We start from the raw sequence: 19958 nt of genomic DNA, 5'->3' as shown, positions 1-19958 counted from the left end.
TGACCAAATATATGCTGATGAAGTGCCTACTATGCTGCTTAGATATATGTGCAGTCTTGATGGGGTTGGTATTTGGTCTGCAACTGCCAGCGAAAAAATGAAAATAAAAGGCGATGATAATAACGAGCGCGACCTGGAAACAGATATAACCGCCTATCCGCCTACATTAAGACAGCGGCTGGTAAATAAATACGCTGGTTTTACAAGTTCGGCTGCGGCAAATCATTTGCTGACATTTGAAGAGTTTTGTGCTACTTATCTTACCTACTGGAATATAAGATCATGGAACCGGGAACTTCACAGTGCTATTAAAGCTATTCCGGATATTTCGAAACCCGAGTTCAATACAAAGCTCAGCGAGGCCATCACAAAATTTGTAGACAGTGCAGCTGTTGACGCAGATGTAAACCTGGTAAATCTCATCAGAGATAATGAAAATATAAGAGCGACAGACGCTTATATTTTCAGCGATAACACTATTACTAAAGCGCAATTCAGAGATAATAATGATGAGAAATATAAAAAATGGCTAAGTGATATCAAAGCCAGCTTATTCGATGAGATCATCAATATAGCAGCTTTTATGAATAAGTTGCCGAATGTAAGCCGGATACTGGCTAACGTAGCTACTTATATGATCATGGATGATCATGAAATTACAGACGATTGGTTTATTACTAAACGCTGGAACAACCAGGTACTTTCCAAACCTTTTGGCCGGGATATTATTCGAAATGGAATAATGGCATACAGTGTTTTCCAGGACTGGGGAAATTCCCCGATGACTACAAGCAGGCCACCAGTCTTACTTTCAGCGAAATCGGAAGCGCCAGCAAGAAAGCGCAACTGTTGATGTACATTAATGAGTTTTGTTATCGACATGCAGAAAACAGGAATCTTAGCACCGTGCGGACTGACGTGAGTGATAAAATAGAAACAATGCTGGGAATGAGCGGAACCGCAACAACTGTTAACTGGCATTATAAAGTAAAGTTGGGATCAGTAGATGCATTGGTACTTGATACCCGCACACAAAGAGCTTATGAAGGCTTAAACAGTGTGCCAGAACTTATTTCCGAAGAAAGTCTTTCCACACAAACACCAGCAACACTTACTGATAACCCAGCATTCATTTTTGTTGTTTCGCCCTGTCCTGTATTAGGTTTCCCCAATTTTGAAGAGTTGATCCAACCGTCAGCAACGGCCTTTATATCACTTACAGAAAATGATGAAAACAATCCGGGTATTATAGGTGGAAGATTAGGCTTTGATTATGAAGCATGGGGATTTAATACAGAAAGCTTCGAACGATTGATTGGCAAGCTCAATGGTTATAAGAAAGTAATTCTTCTTTCTGGTGATGTACATTATGGCGCTACATTGGTAATGGATTATTGGAAAGAAAACGCTGATACGCCAACCAGCCGCATTGTGCAGCTAACGGCCAGTTCGTTAAAAAACGAATGGATGTCCAACGTTGCCATTCTCAAAAGCGCTACCATCCAACGCATTTTTACTAATGTGGGCGAAAGCATTTCCAAGTTTGGGTGGAAAGAAAAAACAGTTACCAAAAACGGAAGTGTTACAGCAAGGAACAGGCACCGCTTGTATGCTGCATTTGGCGGTGTTGGAACGATTCCTATTGAAGGCTGGACGCCCGGCGCTACTGTAAGTCCAGAACCTGGCTGGCGTTGGCGACTTAAAGTATTGAAAGATGAACGCCCGGTAGAAGACGATTTTGTAACCGCAGAGATAAATCTCGCCAATGCGAATGCGACCAAAGAAGGTTATTTCCAAGTGGTTCAGCGACATCAGAAAATGTTCAAGGAAGGCAAAACGCGGCGCATAGGTTGGGGGTCCAATATTGGCATCATTTCTTTTACTGCAGACGGCAGCAATTGGAAATTGAAACACGAACTGAAAGGCCCTAATATGATTTACGAAGTGCCGTTGACAACACCGGCAGGCGAAGCAGGCAAACCCGTATTGCCTTAACAAAAAACAAATCACTCACCTTTTAAAAATCGACGGTATGGCTGATGAAAACAGTGAAGATTTTTTTCAGAAAATACTGAAAATATTTTACGATATCCTTAAACCGGCTATCAACATGTTTAGTGACGACCAGGCCAGGAACGAGCTTCTGGGAACATTGGGTGTATCTGGCAACGGCGGCAGCACATCCGCACCAGCCACCGGTGGCCTTCAGGCTTATATAGATAAGGAAGATGATGAGGTAGATCCTTTTAAACTTGCGGGGGCTATTGCAGACCTCACTTCGCTGATCATGGGCCTTGAAGGCATTATAAGTGCGGCTGTTAATGCCAGTGATGAAGACGAAGAAAGAACGGTTGGTGAAATAGTAACAGCATTACTTAATCTGCTTACACTCGATTATATCCGCCGACGGGAGCCGGCTTTCCATGCGGTGTTAGAATTACTCAACACTTTAGATAAAAATGCAGTTGCGGCGGGAGGTTCAGCTAATTTTCTCAAAGATTATATTGGCGGATTTTTTGATAAACTTGGAAAAGGGCTTGATGATACAGAAGGAGCAACATCCCTTTCTGATTCTCTTTTCCTTGTAATTGCAGGTGGTCTTTTTTACCTTGATCATTTTTTAAGATCAAAAGGAGTTCGCGGCTTAGTAATCAGCTCAAACTATGGTTACGAGGGCGTTTCTTCTGCCACCACACCTATTGCAGATGCTATTACAAACCGGGCATTGACATTTGGCGTGGAAGTAAAACCGATCAGTGGAGCAACAGGATCTGATGATGTAGCAACTGTGGGAGGAAAAGCTTACGGCACTATGGTTTTCGCACCCAAAGATCAGGGCGGTATTGCTTTTGTATCAGAACTTTCTGCAGACGTAAACGGAAGTTTCAACTTTGATGAGAATAAACATACTATTGAATACAAATTATCAGGCGATGGGTTGTTCAGGATCGGCACTTTACCTGAAGCAAGAGGTGGCACTAACAACAAGTTCTTAATAAGCTATGCCTATAACGCGGAGAAACCTAAAATGATCGCATTGCTGGATAAGCCAGCTATTAAGTTTGCGTTTGGCACAGCAAAACTAGGCCTAGTAGTAACTCCAGACGATGTGCTTGTAAAAGGCATTTTGAATATTCATTATGAATTTAGCAAAGGCGATCTTAGTGGCTTTCCATTTGATCTGTTGCCAGATGATATTAAAGATAAATTCCCGTTAGGCATTGGCTTCTCTCAAAAGAAAGGATTTTTTGTTGATGGCGATGGTAATATCGGAACTGGTGAGAAAGCGGGCAGCAAAAGCCTTACGCCTGCATCAAGAGGCCCGGTCGAAGAAATTGTTGCCAAGCTATTAAATGCTTTCAATAAGCAAATGCCCGTGCATCTTAACCTGGGCAATGTAGTTGGTATTGACATGCTTACTATAGCTGTAAAAGCTGATCCTGAACTAAAGAATTTTCAACTGGAAGTGTCGATTGATTTCTGGTTAAAATTGGGTTCAGTAATTACAATTACAATTAGCAGGTTGGGCATGACTTTAAATGCTATCAAGCTTGACAATAACGGCGGCATTTTAGGTTATGATTTACAACCTGGCATCAAATGGCCCACTGGCGCAGGTATTCGCGTAAATGCAGGCGTAGTGACAGGCGGTGGTTTTCTTTACCTTGATCCTGATAAAGGTGAATATTTCGGTGCGCTCGAACTATCCTTTAAAAATCTTTTCGATCTCAAGGCAGTTGGTATCCTCAACACCATTATGCCTGATGGGTCTAAAGGTTTTTCAATGTTGATCATTATTACTGCTGAATTTTCTCCTGTTCAGTTAGGCTTCGGTTTCACGTTGATTGGAGTAGGCGGCCTGCTAGGCATCAACAGAAGAGCCGAAGTAGAAGCGTTACGTGTAGGACTGAAAACAAATGCGATCAAAAGTATTTTGTTTCCTGAAGATGTAGTGGGAAACATTAATCGCATTATCAGCGACATTAAACAAATTTTCCCGATTCAACAGGATTCGTTCCTGATCGGCCTTATGGGAAAAATTGGTTGGGGAACTCCAACACTAATTTCTATTGAACTCGGCATCATACTTCAGCTTCCTGATCCTAAAATAATAATACTTGGCGTAGTAAAACTTGCCTTGCCTACCGAAGAAACAGCATTGGTCAAAATACAGGTAAACTTCTTAGGTGTCATCGATTTTCAAAATCAATTTTTGTATTTCGAGGCAGTGCTGTTCGATTCCCAATTGGTAGGTTTCCCGCTAACAGGCAGCATGGCGTTAGTAGTAGCATGGGGCGACGCCAGTACCTTCGGACTTAGCATTGGCGGTTTCCATCCAGATTTTAAAGACTACCCAACCGTACCTACATTGCCAGGCGCATTCCGCGAAATGGATCGGATCAGTTTGCAATTGCTGAGCGGAGACAATCCGAGATTAGGTATTGAATGCTATTTTGCTGTTACTTCAAACTCCGTACAGTTTGGCGCTAAAGCAGAGCTTCTGGCAGAAGGACCGATGGGCTTTAACTTGTACGGCATGCTGAGCCTTGATGTCCTGTTCATTTTTGATCCGTTTAGTTTTAGCATACGGCTTGAAGCAACGTTGGCAATAAGACATAATAAAAGTGTGCTGTTTGGCATTCACTTCCTCGGCATTCTTTCCGGGCCTACACCATGGCATATTGAAGGTGAGGTTTCCTTCGGAATATTGTTCGCAACAATCACTATCGGATTCGAAACAACCTGGGGAGATAATAAACCTGAGATCGCCGTCGAAACCGAAGACCTGAGATCACTTATTAATTCAGAATTGAGCAAAGCAGCTAACTGGAAACCCATCATACCTGACTTTAATAATGTACACGTTACATTGCGTACTTTATTAGAAGACGAACAGGTTGACCTTTTGATACATCCTTTTGGTGCGATCAGTTTTAGTCAAAGGGCGCTGCCACTAAATTTCAGTATTAAAAAATACGGCAACAAAAAACCGTTACATGAAAATGAATCCAATTTTATAATAACAAACGTTAAGATCGGTGGTGCGGCACTTTCTTTTATAAAAAATGAAGAGTTGTTTGCTGTTGGGAATTACCAGTCTTTATCAGAAGCTGAAAAGCTTTCCAGGAAATCATTTGAAAGGCTTGAAAGTGGCGTAACTATTAACGATACCGGCAATCTCGCGCTCGCCTCCACAACACTTGATCCTTCGGAATTGAATTACGAACTTGATTATACCTATGATGACAATCCTTTACGCCTCAAAAAATTCGTAAAACTCCCTTCAAGAAACTTCAAAAAAATGTTGCGCAATGCTGGTGCAGCAGAATCGGTTCTTTCCTGGAAAAACTCAAAAAAGAATCAATTAAATGCACCAGTTCCAACTAAGGTTGAGGGAGGAAAATATACGCTGGCTTCTAACGACGATTTGAAAGAATGGGATCAAAACCTTAGGGCAGGGAGCTATGCAGAAGTGCTGCAATCTTTCGACTCATTAAAAAAACAGAAACCAGAGATGGCAGAGAAACTACAGGTAGTTGGCCTTCATGAACTTGATTAAACTATAAAATATTCATCATGAGTTTTGCAGAATACAGATTTTTTCCTGGGCACGAAAAGGCATCGCCGCCAGCATTGCTGAAAAAGACACCTTAGGAGCTACTGCTGGCGCTCAACTGGAACGCGCAAATGTTGTTGTAGATATTACACTCAACAATAACATTCCTGCACCTACACAAAATTTCACCTTGGTCGGTCCGGGTGATGTGATCGGGATTCACAGTGACATGATCATCAGGAATGAGCCAAGAACAGGTGTATCAAACTTCGAACCCAACTACCTTCCTTATGTTGAATTTTATGACGAAGATTTCCCATGGAGATATACACCTGCAAGTGCAACAGGCGCTAACAATGTAAGCCTCCGCCCCTGGTTAAGTTTAGTCGTTTTAAAAGAATCTGAATTTGAAGATACCGCTTTACAGACACCATTAAAATCAATACTTGTAAAGAATATTGATGCATTGCAACCCATCACAGAGCTTCATCTTTGGGCACATATGCATACCAATTTGCAGAATGATGAAACAGCCATCGAAGCATATATCGAAAGCCTGAAAAAACAAGCCAAAGCGGATCCCGACGGCGTATATAGCAGAGTGATTTGCCCACGCCAGTTAGAACCGAATATCATGTACCATGCTTTTTTGGTACCAACTTTTGAAACAGGCCGAATGGCAGGCCTGGGCAAACCTATCTTAGGCATTCCCGCACAGAAAGCAGCATGGGGCGGAGCAGAACCTGAAATAGAACTTCCTGTTTATCATCGCTGGCATTTTAGAACAGGGGCCAATTTCGATTTTGAAAGTCTGGTAAAATTGATAGAACCCAGGGTGATGGATAAAAGAGTTGGCGTTAGGCCAATGGACTGCTCCAAACCCGGCTATTTTAAATTAGGCAGCAGCGACGAGATTCCGGCAACAAATCCGGTTTCGGTGCTACTGGAAGGTGCCGTAAAAGCGCCAACCGCTGAATCAACTAATATCACTCTCAACGATTTTCATACAGAAATAGCAAAACTTGTAAATCTAAATAAGATCCAATTAGAAGATCAGGATCAGGATCCTTATGTAACAATTCCTTTTTATGGCATGTATCATGCTATGCGTAAAAACCTGGCCAAGCCTGGAGAAAAGGTGGTTCCAACCTTTAATGAAAATTCAGATATCTGGTACAATGATCTGAATCGGGATCCGCGCCATCGTGTGCCAGCGGGTTTTGGCGTAAAAGCTGTTCAGGATGATCAGGAAAAATTTATGGATCAGGCCTGGGAACAACTGGCTGATGTGCTGGAGGCTAACAGAAAGGCAAAACTGGCGCAGCTTATGGGTAACATCATGGATCGCTCTTTTGACAAGCATGTTATAAAATTGGAACAGGAACAAGTGCTTGCTTTTACACGTCTCATTTCTTCAAAAATTCTAACAACAGGTTTGACTGTTAAAAAGCAAATTGCCCAAAGCAAAATACCCGATGCCTTATTGATGCCGGCCATCCAAAAAGTGATGCGGCCTAACACAGCTATCGCGCGCGGTTTGAAAAAGGTCGGAAACGCTAATATTTCTATCACTTCAGTTGTAAAAGATACCAATAAGACAAAAGGCATAACAGCTGCATCTATTGACAAATTTCAAAGCATTACTGCTGTACAAGATCTGGCTACTATCGTTGCTCCTTCGAAAATCACTGACTTAAAAATATGGAGCCTCCAGTCCAATCTTGATAAAACTTCAATGTTTAACCTACAGCAATATGCAGGAGGGTTCCCAAAATCTCTTCATGGAACACGGTTTTCAATCAAAACGTTTTAATAAAAACTCAGGTAAACCCTGGAACTCTTAATCCCGGAACATTCAATCCCGGAACGCTAAGCCCAGGCACCATAAATCCTCAAATTAATCCGCAGATTAATCCAGGAATTGTTAGGCCACAAATCTTTCGACCCATCACTCCCCTCTCGCCTTTGCGGCCAAATCCTGTTACACCCATAAAGCCCAATATAATAACCGGCAACAATACTATCCGGCCTGGCATTGTGATTAAACCCGATGTGGTTATCAAACCGGATGTAGTCATTAAGCCAGATGTGGTTGTAAGGCCTGACGTCGTTGTTAGACCAGATGTAATAAAACCATCTGATTTTATAAATGTTGCCAACCAGAATTACAAAGTAGCATATACCGATTATAACGTTAGATTTAACTACAGAGAAACTCCGGAAGTAAAGCCTGTGGCTGACATCAAAACACTCGCCGGCAAAACCATCGAAGCGCTTAAGCCTTCTACAGCCTATAAAAAAATGCTTGGTGGAATGGTTGTCTGGGGCGCAGGCGTATTGAAGCCTTTGGTTGATGATATACTTCCTGCTATGGCCTATCCTGATTTTCCTGCACCAACTTATAAATTATTAGTGGATAGAGATAAGGAATTGTTATTACCCAATTTGCACCTTATTCAACCTAACACATTCTCTCTGTTGCGCACCAATCAAAAATTCATCGAATCTTATATGACAGGATTGAATTTCGAAATGGGAAGAGAATTATTGTGGCGCGAATATCCTACTGATATGCGTGGCAGTTACTTCCGGCAGTTTTGGGATGTGAAAGGTTTCATTACACCCGACGCGACTTCGCAGGATGCAGAAGCGCTGAAAGATATTGCACCTATTCACAAATGGCCTTCCGCTAATAAACTGGGAAAAAACAATGCCCGTGATAAAGAAGGCGATTCTGAGCAACTGGTTTTTGTGATTCGCGGCGAGTTGTTAAAGAAATTCCCCAACACGGTTATCTATGCGCAGAAAGCATTCAAGAAAGAAAATAAATGGGAAATCGTTCCACCAGATGAATTGAGCGAAGCTGATTTAGCCAAGCACGTACGCTTTCCATTGTATCAGGCGGAGCTTCCTCCAGACATTAAACTTCTTGGCTTTGATCTTACTATTGAAGAAGCTGCAGGCGTTAAAACCGTTACGGATTTTCCGGGCAATAAAGAAGGTTGGTTTTTCATTGTAGCAGAAGTGCCTGGGGAACCAAGATTTGGTATGGATATAAATTTTGATCCTAATAAGCCAACTTCATTAACATGGAATGATCTTTCCTGGAAGAATTTCAATGGAGAAACGATTCCGTTTGTATCAGGACAAAAATCACCATCCGCATTTACTGTAGCAGACACAAACACAAAAGGAACCTGGGGACGTAGTGCTGCAGATATGGCATCCATACTGCTGCAAAGGCCGGTAATGGTGGCTATACACGCAACAGAAATGCTGGACAAAGAAATCACTGAAAAGAATAACGGCATTATATTCAACACCAACCTGATGAAGGAGTACGTGCAATACAAAACCAACGTACTTAAACGCTGAAAATAACTTTTTGAAAAATAAACATTGAACTCATGGCAAGTTTTCAGGAGCAAATAGCTATCATAAAAAAATTAAGATCAGATTACAACCAGTCTGATAAAAATACCTATTCAGAAAAACTGGGTATACAAAAGAATCTTGCAGAAGCTGGTGTGCAAACTACTATTGGCCGACTTAAAGAATCCGAAAGCAATCTAAAACTAAGCAGCAAAAATCTGAACGATGCCATAAAAAAATTGCACGCATTAAATGTTCGCGTGCTTACCAAAGAACTTAATGGAAAAGTACCTGTTGTTATGTTGCCCGTTCGTTTGGAAACAAGATTTGTAAATCCTCCTGTTAGCGCCGTTCCTGAATTATGGATACGCATTTACCCGGACGACATACACGCCAACACACACGAACCGGCAATGACGAAGGGTGAAATTGAGGCAGGAGAATTTTATTGGAAAGGGATTGCAAGTTTTGATGCGGGTACAACTGCAGAAAAAGAAGAAGCCAGAAAAAATGTTTGGCTAAAATTAAAAGAAACAGTTACCGGCGCACAGCGGGCCATTTGGGTTGCCAAAAGTACAAAGCCCATAAACTGGGCAGACATTAATACTACAGCGCCTGCAACGCTTCAATTTCCAGTATATCCCGAAATTAAAGACCATTCGTGGACACGTGCACCCCGCACCCAGGCTTTGCCCGATCGATTTGTAATAACCATCTTTAAAAATAAAATGCCTGTTTATGAACAGATCGGAAATATTATTCCGGATACTGTTTTCCTGGGTCCTGATCCCATGGCCGCGGAAGAAGCTATAAAAAAACTAGGTACCGATATAAAGTTCAATGAAGATATAGATTGGCTTCAGGATTTCAACAAAGCTATTACAAATGGCCTTGGAATGAAGATTCAGCTACAGCCAGCTATGTTCAGCGCCGGTAATAGTATTGAACGCATCACTGTTTTGGGAATGGCACATTCGGCAGACGCAGACAATGGAAAAGTTATTTTAGAACAAATGTTCGAGAATCACCATTACTCTTCAAAAGGACTTTCGTTTTTAAAACAAGGCACTCCAACCAACAATACTGAAAAAGATGGATCAGGTTATGCAAAGAATGAAGATCATTTAGATAAGGGTTATTACGCTGGCACAACACCAACAAAAACATCGGGGTCAGACCTGGATCTTTTTACAAGAATATTAGGCGTTGATCTTAACAACCTGCACGAACTTAATAATAGCAACTTAAATGAACACGCCAACGCGTTAATGATGAATACTGCGTTATATGCAGCCACATTATCGTATTACTTTAACGAGCTGATGGATCCGGCAATTAAAGAAGCTGACGCCAATTTAATTAGAGATTATTTTACAAAATACGTAACAGCGCGCGGCCCACTTGCTCCCATCAGAGTAGGCGATCAACCTTATGGAATATTGCTTAGCAGTGATCTAACGCGGTGGACAGAAACAGGATCAAAATTTTATATCGGACTCACAGAATGCTTAAGAAGGCTACAATTAATTTGGGACGGGATGGTAAGCAGCAAAGTACCTGCAATTGGCAATGGCGGCAACTCAGAAACCCTGCTCAAAATATTAGGATTGCATTCAGGTTCTGTGGCGTTAAGGCAACGGTTGGCAAATCTTCCTGATTTCAGTTATTCAGCAGGAAATATAAATATTAATGGACTAAAAAACGAAGTACAAGCATTAAATCATCGTATTGTTGAATTTCTAAAATCATTAGGTTTTGCTTACGGTGAGGATAGCTTTTATCCGTTGATCAGTAACATGATCTTTTATAACTGGACGACCACTCTTTCTGAAAAGAAACTTGTATTACCCAATGTTGTCAGCTCAGAAAATGAGTATCTCCCTGAACTACCAAAATCAGGACTCAACTATATCTCATGGATGGCACAGAAGGCAACAATCGCTGCGCTTGAGTCTGTAAACTTTGATGGCGACAAACCGCCCAGAACCTTATTGGCTATGTTGTTACGCCATTCCATGCTTACAGAATTGCGGCAGGCCGGAACAAAATTTTACATTAAAAATAAACTTCCAATCAGTATTACCAGTTTTGAGAAAAGCCTTTACAATTTTGATAAAGCCGCGCCAGACCTTACCTCTTATGAACTTTTAAGAGGAGAACCTCAAAAGCTCGACAATAGAAAATTCGCCAACATTCGTGGAAATATCGGAGACTATTTGTTGAGCGAATATGTTGGAATAGAGAATAGACAACTTTCAGAAATGAAAAAGGCGATGAATAATTTGTCTCAACTATCTACAAAAACACTTGAAAAAACCTGAGTGATTTTATCGACTTATGCTCATATCGACTTGACGCCTGGGAAACTGGTTTATTTACCAGGAGAGCTGTAAGTAATAGAGCTGGCGCGCCAACAGGTGCTTACGTTGGCGCTTATGGATGGATAGAAAATTTAAGGCCGGAAACACATATCCCAGTCGCTGCAACATCTATTCCCGAAAAATTGAACCCTACCAATGGAATTGCTCCAATTAAACTTAAAGAAAATGCAGGCTTCACACATGTACCTTCTTTAAACCATGCCACAGCCATGGGACTTTTACTAGCTGGCTATAAGAACCACGCTTCAAGAACCAACTCAAAAGCTTTTGGAGTAAACCTTTCAAGCGAGCGCACACGAAATGCCTTGAGCCTATTGGAAGGTGTAGGTAATGGCCAGTCAATTGAAGTTTTATTAGGATATCAATTTGAAAGAGCTATTCATGATGCGACGACGAAAGGTGTAGCGAATCTAAATCAGTATATCTATGAATTCAGAAATAAGTATGAAATACAAAATATTTCAATTCCACAACAGGGAGTTGCTGAAGCCCAGGAAACGATAGACTCATATCCTGTAGTTAATGGGTTAAAGATCATCAAAGCAACAGTTACTGAAATAGGCGGCCTTGTTCCTAATGCCGCTCATCTTACAGAAATACTTAAAATAAAAGACAAGTTGGCTGACAGCCTTGATGCGTGTAACGATCTGCTTTTGGCTGAAAGTGCCTATCAGCTTACACAGGGAAACCAGGATAGAACAGCGGGTGTTCTTAATGCCACATTGTTGGCTGACACACCTCCGGAAATACAAGTGACGGAAACACCCAGGTCGAGCTTACTTACTTACACCCATCGAATCTCTGTTCATTTTAGAACAGAACCTGACCTGAAGCTAGCAATTGGCTGGCCAGAAAAGTTAACACCAAGGGCACAATTCGAGCCAGGATTAAACCTGTGGTTATCGGAGTTGATCGGAGATCCGCAAAATATTCTTTGCACAGCATCTGCTATTGATGAAAAAGGTAACACAACCAATGCGATAAATATTAGCCTTGCAGATCTCAACCTACATCCTATAGATCTGGTGTACATGATACCCGAAGATCTGGGTGGTGGCGCTACAGAGCTGGAAAGCAGGATTGCGTTCTATTTTAGAAAGGTTGAAAAAATAGATCAATCTATTTCTGTCAAAATTAGTTTTAGTCCCGAGGGGATCACTAAGCCGGGAATAGCGCTGGCACAGGTTTATCCACTGTTACGAAGTTTGAAAGTATTGATCGGTAATACGAGAGCTGCATCAGCAAAAGATTTCGTTTCTAAACAAAAAACCGTAAACACAGCAGCAGACGATACAGGAATTGATTACAAAGAATGGCATGAAAGGATCAGTCGTCAATTAAAATCACTTACTAATTTACATAGCCACTTTAGTCAAACCGAACCAGGAGCAGTAACGCCAAAGGACGAATTCAATCCATCAACTATTGCCGAATTTTTTAATGCTGTCGCCTCACATCCAAACGAAAAAGAACGGTATGAATTACTGGACTTATCTGATAAGGCCATCAATGAAATGATCGAATTTCAAATAGCAGCTGCGAATTATGGCGTTCAATTAGCCTATCCTGAAAACCTGACTTTTGTAACGCGCCAGAATAAAAGAGAGCTGCTGGAGAAAACTCATAATATCTGGAAAGTGCTGGAAGAGAAAATTAAAAAGGCAGAAGCAAAACTTAATCTTGCGGAAGCAGAAATCAATATCATTAACAAGATAAAAATTTACACAGAAGCCACGAAAGTATTGCTGGGTGAAGACTTCATACCATTGCCTAAATTCGGATATACGAATACAGAACATCTGCAAAAAACATTTTCAGACGAACCGCAGTTATTGGCATACAATCAAAAACTAAATGATCTTGATCCGGGAACTCTGAAAGAATCCTGGTTACAATCTGTAGCTCGTGTACGTACTGGCGTGGCACGTTTTGAGAATGTACGTGCAATGGCAGAAGCCATCAGCGATTCAGATCTTCGGCTGCAAATGGCACAAGTCCCGTTCCGGCCCAATGATAGTTGGCTGGGTTTAGAATTTCCAAAAGAATATGAAGGCGCTCCGTTTAATATTATGGATGATACCATCTCGCTGGCTCTTCTTGGTGAAACTGCTTTCGAGACGAAACAAAGTCAATCCGCATTTATTATTGATGAATGGACGGAAAAAATACCAATTGCAGAAGAAGTAACAGGCATTGCATTTCATTATAATCAGCCCAATGCAACAGCGCCGCAAAGTATTATTGTAGCAATAGAGCCAACAGGCAGTGGCAAATGGGATTGGGATGTGTTGCAGGGTATTCTTTCTGATACATTGAGAAGGGCAAAATCAAGAGCTGTAGAACCCGATCATATTATGGAACATGACACACTTCGTGTGCTACTACCAATGACAATTGCCTCCTTTGATGTTAATGAAGCGAATGTCTCTCTCGATTATCTGCTATTGAGCGACAAGTTCCAACAAGTAGCTTCTGCCGCCAATTTGCAGCTTTATAAAAAATGGAATTAAAATAATTTTATGGCTATAGAATTAACTAAGTTCAGCAACTTAAAGATTACAGTAAACGCAAAACTCCCGGACTATAAGTTTGTAAAGCCACTTATTTCTAACAGGAACCGTTTGGAAGGCTTACCTCGAACTGATGAGTTTGCCCGAACATTGCGTGCAGAAGTTGCAGATCCTTTATGGATGCTTACACGGCAATGGCAGTTAGGCGAGTTTCAGGGCGAAGATGCGGGTACTGCCTACCAAGCCAAAATTCTTGCTGAACAGCAACAGCCAGGGCTTATCAGTATCAATGAAAAATCTTCTATTGAGTATGATGCAAACCACGCGCCTTTAGAACCTTTGATAGAAAGCGAAGCGCCCGATGCAGACTTTTATCTTCGTGTACAAATGGGACGGCAGTTCTGCAAATTCCTGAAAGAAGCCGGATTAAAGGAATTTCAAATTCATTTTACAGACCAGTATCCGATTCAGACAGATGCACATCCTGACGACCGTGAAGCCATTTATTTTACACAATCCATTGCCAGCACTTTTCCAGACGGCTATTTACTGTTAGAAGATATTCGCAATGGCAGCTACGAATCTTTTGTTAATGCCATTCCAGATATTTCAGCAGGGGCGCCGGAAATATTGATTAAACAGATCGCACCACAATTTGAAAAGTGGTATCAACATTTATATCCTGAAAGTAAAAATGATAATGCGTGGCTGCCAAATCGTATGGAATATAATTTTTCGATGGAGTTGCCACATCCAGAAGGTAGGCAAATGGTACATCTCGAAGCAGACCAATATGCTTCAGGAAAAATTGACTGGGCAACTTTTGATGAAAACAAAAGAGCACTGAATACTACCAATCCTGCTAAAGATAATCTGACTGAGATCGTACAAACATTTATGCCCACACCGCTACAATACAGTGGTATGCCTAATCCCAGATTCTGGCAAATGGAAGACAGTCGCGTAGACTTTGGAAAAATTCAGACAGGAACCAGCGGCCTTTTATCACTGCTGGTTGCAGAATATGGCCTTACTTATTCAAATGACTGGTTTGTTTTACCTTACGAAATGCAGGCTAATACATTGTGTGAAATAAAAGGGATTATGGTTACAGATGTGTTCGGACAAAATATTCTGGTAGAACCAACTTTTAAAGATCCGGAAATGAACTGGCATGAGTTTGCCTGTTTCCGCCATACCGAACGCCAAAACCTCACATCGCCGAGAAACCGTTTTTACCTGGCTCCATCATCATTAAAGATCCAGCAAAGCGAACCGCTTGAAAAGATCAACTTCATGCGCGATGAAATGACAAATATGGTATGGGCCATTGAAAGTATTGTGCCTTCTGCTGCGGGCGGTAACCGACAGATAAAAGCTAATGCCAAAAGATTTGATCAGAGTTTTACACCAGCTGATCCCGAAGCAAAAATCCGTTATTTATTAGGCACGAGCGTGCCCGAAAACTGGATACCATTTGTACCTGTTCATAAAGATGCATCCAAACAGGAAGTACGTTTACAGAGAGCGCGCATACCTAATGCTCCAATACCAATCAGCAAATTTCTTACAGAACAACCTCCGGGAAAACATCTTATAGAAGAAGAAGAAGTGCCCCGCGCTGGTGTTATAGTAAAAAGAATGTATAAAAGAACTCGCTGGCTGAATGGCAAAACTTATTTATGGATTGGCCGTTCTAAAACAACGGGTAAAGGTGAAGGCTGGAGTGGCTTGATGTTTGACCAGATCCTCTCCATATAAAAAACGCTTCCTCACTTCTTCATCCACATAGGTTTTAGTTTGGCTATTTTTTTATAAGTGGGACAAGTTTCATTATGGCAGCCCGGCAAATATCCGGTACTCATTAAAAACTCATTTACAATTTCGCCGCCGGTGAATTTGAATGTTTTCTTAAATAACTTCATCCATTCTTCTTTTGTTTTGGGGTGATGATGATCGAGCCAATTTTGAAAAGAGCCAAATTCTTTTTGTAAACTTTTAATTGTTTTAGCATTCTCAATAGCAGCGTTTATTTTAAGGCGGTTGCGAATGATACCCGCATCCTGCATTAATACATCGAATTTCTTCTGTGTGTATCGGCTTACCTTTTCGATATCGAAGTTGTTGAAGGCTTTATAAAAATTATCCTTCTTTTTTAAAATGGTTTCCCAACTCAGGCCGGCCTGATTAATTTCAAGTACCAACCTTGCAAATAATTCGTTATCGGACTTTAATGGAAACCCATATTCATTGTCATGATAATGCTCATGAACGGTTCCTTTTCCTTTACCTTTTACAAAATCGCAATAGAAGTTTGACATACTGCAATATTCATAAAATTTTTCAAGATTTTTTTGGAATATTAAAAAGACTTCCCTTATTTTTGCACTCCCTTTTACGAACGAAGGTTAATAAAAGAAGGGGGTTTAGCTCAGTTGGTTCAGAGCATTCCGACCTAAAAATCGGAAATGGTCGGCGAAAAAGGAGCTTGAAAATATTGGGAGTTTAGCTCAGTTGGTTCAGAGCATCCCGGCTCATAAGCCGGGAGTGGTCGGCAACAGTGCTTGAAAATATCGGGAGTTTAGCTCAGTTGGTTCAGAGCATCTGCCTTACAAGCAGAGGGTCGGCGGTTCGAGCCCGTCAACTCCCACATTTAATGAAGCAGTTACAATAAATATTTTGTAGCTGCTTTTTTAGTTGCACAAAATTTGCAGGCTTTTTTGTATGTTCTACGTCTATATACTGTTTTCCTTAACTGCTGATAAATATTACATCGGGTTTACAGGCGGTTTGTTGGAAGAACGATTAAGAAAACACAACACTCATCATAAAGGATTTACCGGAAAAACTAATGATTGGACGATTGTGTTCTTTGAAACATTTACCGACAGGTCTTCCGCAATGAAACGTGAAAAAGAAATAAAAGCTAAAAAGAGTCGGGCATATATTGAAAGGCTGATAGCTGCATTTGGTTCAGAGCATCCCGGCTCATAAGCCGGGAGTGGTCGGCGGTTCGAGCCCGTCAACTCCCACATTTAATGAAGCAGTTACAATAAATATTTTGTAGCTGCTTTTTTAGTTGCACAAAATTTGCAGGCTTTTTTGTATGTTCTACGTCTATATACTGTTTTCCTTAACTGCTGATAAATATTACATCGGGTTTACAGGCGGTTTGTTAGAAGAACGATTAAGAAAACACAACACTTATCATAAAGGATTTACCGGAAAAACTAATGATTGGACGATTGTGTTCTTTGAAACTTTTACCGACAGGTCTTCCGCAATGAAACGTGAAAAAGAAATAAAAGCTAAAAAAGCCGGTATATATCGAAAAGTTGATAGCTGCGTTTGATTCAGAGCATCGCAACTTCTCAGTCAGGATCGATTAGCGATTTGGGCGCGTCAACAAAATAATAAAAAAATGAAGCTTGCACCATAAGCAAAGTTCATGAGTTGCGGCAATGCTTGCCTTGTACGGTAGCCTTTGTGCTTTCATTCATGGCAATTCTGCTTCGATAATAATTATATTCAAATCTTATATTGAAAAAATATTTTCGCTAGAGGGTTACCATTTTTCTTTTTCAGTATTAAGATCAAACTTTGCAAAAAAATCAGGAAATGCTCCGTTTAGAACTACATATAAATTCGACAGAATGCTTTAGCCCGTTGGGTTATAGCCGGACTGGGGCGCATATGCTTGCTGAATACTTTTAAATCAAAAGCATTGGTAACATACGCGCCCCGCCCAAAAGAGCGGGGTTTTTTTATGCCTGCTGAAAAAATAAAACGAAAAATAAAAAATGATTTCATGTAAACAACACAACAAAAATACCCATCGAAGTTGGTCGCTATTATTGATAGCTGCAACGGTAATACATCCATTACTGAACGGCCGTTGCTTGCCTTTTAGTACCATACGATTCAACAACATATCGCACCGGAAATTATTTTTCAGATGACAACATATCATTACTGATAAATACGAACCCGGTCGATGAGATCGGGTTTTCTGTTTCTAAAAAGATGAGTTATGATGTTTTTAATAATTACAATGGCAGTCTGTCAAATATTAAGATTGCTTTTGTCGGTACACAAAAAGATCAGCCTGACAAAGGCGTAATGCAGGATCAACGCGACAATAGGCATCCGGCTGAAGTGCCGCTCCGTTGGTAGTTATAATAGATACAAATGATATATGTGCAGAGGACAATCAACATTCGCCGCAGGATGCAGCGGCGATGTTATTGTAAAAGACTGAACCACGATTTAGAGGATTTATAGGATTATATTGAAAGTAACAAGGTGCTTTGGCAGAGATGGTTCTATTGCGGTAGTTTGAAGAACTACAAATTGCGGTTCGAATCCGCGAGGCACCACCAACAATATTAAAAACTAAAAAAATGAAACAGCGATGGCGTACATTAAACGGAATGCAGTTGCAGCCTTCTATTAAGGAGGCTGTAAGAAACCGGCTTGCACAGGAAATTGCAGCAGGCCACAAAATAAAAGTATGCATTGGAACAGACAGTCAGGTGAAAAGCAGGAAAACGGAATTTGCGACAGTGATCGTTTTTCTTCGCAAAGGCAAAGGAGGTTTTATGTTTATACATTCTGAGCAAGTGGTTCAAAAAATGAGCATTAAAGAGCGCATGTTAAAGGAAGTACTGAAAAGTATTGAAATAGCTTATGAATTATGTGATGTATTTACAGCTTTCAATACAGAACTTGAAGTTCATGCGGATATTAATACTGACCCTGCGTTTAAAAGTAATGATGCCTTGAAAGATGCGATGGGTTATATAACAGGTATGGGCTTTGCTTTCCGGGCCAAGCCACAGGCATTCGCAAGCACTAATTGCGCTAACAAAATAGTACAATAAAATGGATAATATTTTTAACGATAAGAAATTAAATACCGGGATCATATTCAATTCCTATTACATTGAAGCAGCAGCTTTGTACACGCAACTCTACAATACTATTCCTAATCAGTATTGCTTTGAAAGTATCAATGGTGAAAAGTTGTTCGAAGCAATTAAAAAGGATTGGGCAGATAATATCCAGCATGTTTTTGAACGGAGCGACTTTAATCAGCAAAAGAAAAAATTTGCACATAATCAAAAAATTATTATCTGTAAAAACAATTTGCTGATTGAACTTGATCAGGATTATGGCTACCTGTATCATAGCGGCGAACAAACGGAAATGATCAACCGCTTCGCTTTGTTAGCTTTAGCCAACAAGGAAAAGCAACGCAGAAAACCGCTTGAAATAAATCTGGTCGTTTCTACCAAACGTGGGCTGGAGCTGAAAGGCATGGAAATTAAACGGATCAAGTTAGATCTCCAGCTGTTTTATGAAAATGATTTTATAGAAACAGATGCAGTTATTCAGAAACGGTTACGAAATAAAAATGATAAGGGAATTGTATTGCTTCACGGTTTGCCTGGTACAGGAAAAACCACTTACCTGCGACATCTTGTAGGCAAATTGAAAAAACGTGTATTGTTTTTATCGCCGGGTGTTGCCGGAAATCTGATGAACCCTGATTTTATTGAATTATTGATCGACAATCCCAATTCTATTTTGGTGATAGAAGATGCAGAAAATATTATTATGGATAGAAAGTATAGCAGCAGTTCTTCGGTTTCAAATTTGCTGAATATTTCTGATGGCTTATTAGCAGACTTTTTAAATGTACAAATTATCTGCACGTTTAATAGTTCGCTAACGATGATCGATAATGCGTTATTGCGCAAAGGCAGGCTAATTGCGCAATACGAGTTCGGAAAATTAGGAACCGATAAAGCACAGGCATTAAGCAAGCATTTTGGATTTGGCACATTAGTAAAAGAGCCGATGAGCATTGCAGAAATAGCCAATCAACACGAAACAAAGAAACCATTAAAACAAAAAGAACGGGTAATAGGTTTTAGAATGAGTGGAGTTGAAGTATAATAAAAAGAATACGCAAAAAGTATTGCGCAGTTTATATTCAACTTTACAATCTTTATCGCGTGAGGGATAGAAGCGGAAAGCCCGCAACGAAGCGTAGCGTAGTGAGGACTTGTAGCGAATAGCCCGACCTGAGTGTGCGCTGGCTGTGTAGCCTGGCAAACGAGGGGCACGCCATAACAA

At 40.7% G+C, this 19958-nt stretch carries 14 protein-coding genes and 2 tRNA genes; 15 read left to right on the top strand and 1 reads right to left on the bottom strand.

The features are described 5' to 3' along the window. The 8 genes from MKP09_RS24595 to MKP09_RS24560 form a co-directional block, all read left to right on the top strand. A partial coding sequence (locus MKP09_RS24595) for a metallophosphoesterase family protein (RefSeq protein ID WP_240833288.1) occupies positions 1-853 on the top strand: 853 nt, incomplete at its 5' end. Then, complete coding sequence (locus tag MKP09_RS24590) at positions 850-1995, top strand: metallophosphoesterase family protein (RefSeq protein ID WP_240833287.1); 1146 nt, start codon at positions 850-852, stop codon at positions 1993-1995. The genes MKP09_RS24595 and MKP09_RS24590, both read left to right, overlap by 4 nt. A 37-nt stretch (positions 1996-2032) precedes the next feature. After that, positions 2033-5560 carry a DUF6603 domain-containing protein gene (locus MKP09_RS24585; protein ID WP_240833286.1) on the top strand — a complete coding sequence of 1176 codons (3528 nt, stop codon included), beginning with the start codon at positions 2033-2035 and terminating at the stop codon, positions 5558-5560. Between the two features lie 187 nt (positions 5561-5747). Beyond that, a complete protein-coding gene (locus tag MKP09_RS24580) occupies positions 5748-7370 on the top strand; it encodes a hypothetical protein (protein ID WP_240833284.1) in 1623 nt (540 codons plus the stop codon). Between the two features lie 152 nt (positions 7371-7522). After that, positions 7523-8932 carry a hypothetical protein gene (locus MKP09_RS24575; RefSeq protein ID WP_240833282.1) on the top strand — a complete coding sequence of 470 codons (1410 nt, stop codon included), beginning with the start codon at positions 7523-7525 and terminating at the stop codon, positions 8930-8932. A 32-nt stretch (positions 8933-8964) separates the two neighbouring features. After that, positions 8965-11250 carry a hypothetical protein gene (locus MKP09_RS24570; RefSeq protein ID WP_240833280.1) on the top strand — a complete coding sequence of 762 codons (2286 nt, stop codon included), beginning with the start codon at positions 8965-8967 and terminating at the stop codon, positions 11248-11250. A gap of 182 nt (positions 11251-11432) precedes the next feature. Then, complete coding sequence (locus MKP09_RS24565) at positions 11433-13820, top strand: hypothetical protein (RefSeq protein WP_240833279.1); 2388 nt, start codon at positions 11433-11435, stop codon at positions 13818-13820. A 9-nt stretch (positions 13821-13829) separates the two neighbouring features. Next, entirely contained in the window at positions 13830-15581 is a 1752-nt protein-coding gene (locus tag MKP09_RS24560) for a hypothetical protein (protein WP_240833278.1), read from the top strand. An 11-nt stretch (positions 15582-15592) separates the two neighbouring features. Here MKP09_RS24560 and MKP09_RS24555 read toward each other — a convergent pair whose 3' ends face one another. Then, positions 15593-16141 carry a DNA-3-methyladenine glycosylase I gene (locus tag MKP09_RS24555; protein ID WP_240833277.1) on the bottom strand — a complete coding sequence of 183 codons (549 nt, stop codon included), beginning with the start codon at positions 16139-16141 and terminating at the stop codon, positions 15593-15595. A 254-nt stretch (positions 16142-16395) separates the two neighbouring features. Between MKP09_RS24555 and MKP09_RS24550 the strand changes: the two genes are divergently transcribed. From MKP09_RS24550 to MKP09_RS24520, 7 genes are all read left to right on the top strand, one after another. Further along, a tRNA-Val gene (locus tag MKP09_RS24550) sits at positions 16396-16470 on the top strand. A 74-nt stretch (positions 16471-16544) separates the two neighbouring features. Continuing rightward, on the top strand, positions 16545-16814 hold the full coding sequence (locus MKP09_RS24545; protein WP_240833276.1) for a GIY-YIG nuclease family protein: 270 nt from the start codon (positions 16545-16547) through the stop codon (positions 16812-16814). 112 nt (positions 16815-16926) lie between these two features. Then, positions 16927-17172, top strand: coding sequence for a GIY-YIG nuclease family protein (locus MKP09_RS24540; protein ID WP_240833275.1), 246 nt, complete (start codon positions 16927-16929; stop codon positions 17170-17172). Positions 17173-17843: 671 nt separating this feature from the next. Then, a complete protein-coding gene (locus MKP09_RS24535) occupies positions 17844-17993 on the top strand; it encodes a hypothetical protein (RefSeq protein ID WP_240833274.1) in 150 nt (49 codons plus the stop codon). A 128-nt stretch (positions 17994-18121) separates the two neighbouring features. After that, positions 18122-18199: transfer RNA gene (locus MKP09_RS24530), tRNA-Phe, on the top strand. Positions 18200-18220: 21 nt separating this feature from the next. Continuing rightward, positions 18221-18700 carry a ribonuclease H-like YkuK family protein gene (locus MKP09_RS24525; protein ID WP_240833273.1) on the top strand — a complete coding sequence of 160 codons (480 nt, stop codon included), beginning with the start codon at positions 18221-18223 and terminating at the stop codon, positions 18698-18700. A gap of 1 nt (position 18701) precedes the next feature. Beyond that, positions 18702-19778 (top strand): AAA family ATPase, encoded by a 1077-nt coding sequence (locus MKP09_RS24520; RefSeq protein WP_240833271.1) that lies wholly within the window; start codon positions 18702-18704, stop codon positions 19776-19778. Positions 19779-19958 lie beyond the last annotated feature (180 nt).

The organism is Paraniabella ginsengisoli (assembly GCF_022513635.1).
Lineage (GTDB): Bacteria > Bacteroidota > Bacteroidia > Chitinophagales > Chitinophagaceae > Niabella > Niabella ginsengisoli.
This window is presented reverse-complemented; position numbering and strand designations above follow the sequence as displayed.

Bases quoted from the DNA above. Each gene is read 5' to 3' on its own strand.
- MKP09_RS24555 (WP_240833277.1), bottom strand. From the start codon at position 16,141: ATGTCAAACTTCTATTGCGATTTTGTAAAAGGTAAAGGAAAAGGAACC.
- MKP09_RS24540 (WP_240833275.1), top strand. From the start codon at position 16,927: ATGTTCTACGTCTATATACTGTTTTCCTTAACTGCTGATAAATATTAC.
- MKP09_RS24570 (WP_240833280.1), top strand. From the start codon at position 8,965: ATGGCAAGTTTTCAGGAGCAAATAGCTATCATAAAAAAATTAAGATCA.
- MKP09_RS24560 (WP_240833278.1), top strand. From the start codon at position 13,830: ATGGCTATAGAATTAACTAAGTTCAGCAACTTAAAGATTACAGTAAAC.
- MKP09_RS24545 (WP_240833276.1), top strand. From the start codon at position 16,545: ATGTTCTACGTCTATATACTGTTTTCCTTAACTGCTGATAAATATTAC.
- MKP09_RS24525 (WP_240833273.1), top strand. From the start codon at position 18,221: ATGAAACAGCGATGGCGTACATTAAACGGAATGCAGTTGCAGCCTTCT.
- MKP09_RS24585 (WP_240833286.1), top strand. From the start codon at position 2,033: ATGGCTGATGAAAACAGTGAAGATTTTTTTCAGAAAATACTGAAAATA.
- MKP09_RS24535 (WP_240833274.1), top strand. From the start codon at position 17,844: ATGAGTTATGATGTTTTTAATAATTACAATGGCAGTCTGTCAAATATT.
- MKP09_RS24520 (WP_240833271.1), top strand. From the start codon at position 18,702: ATGGATAATATTTTTAACGATAAGAAATTAAATACCGGGATCATATTC.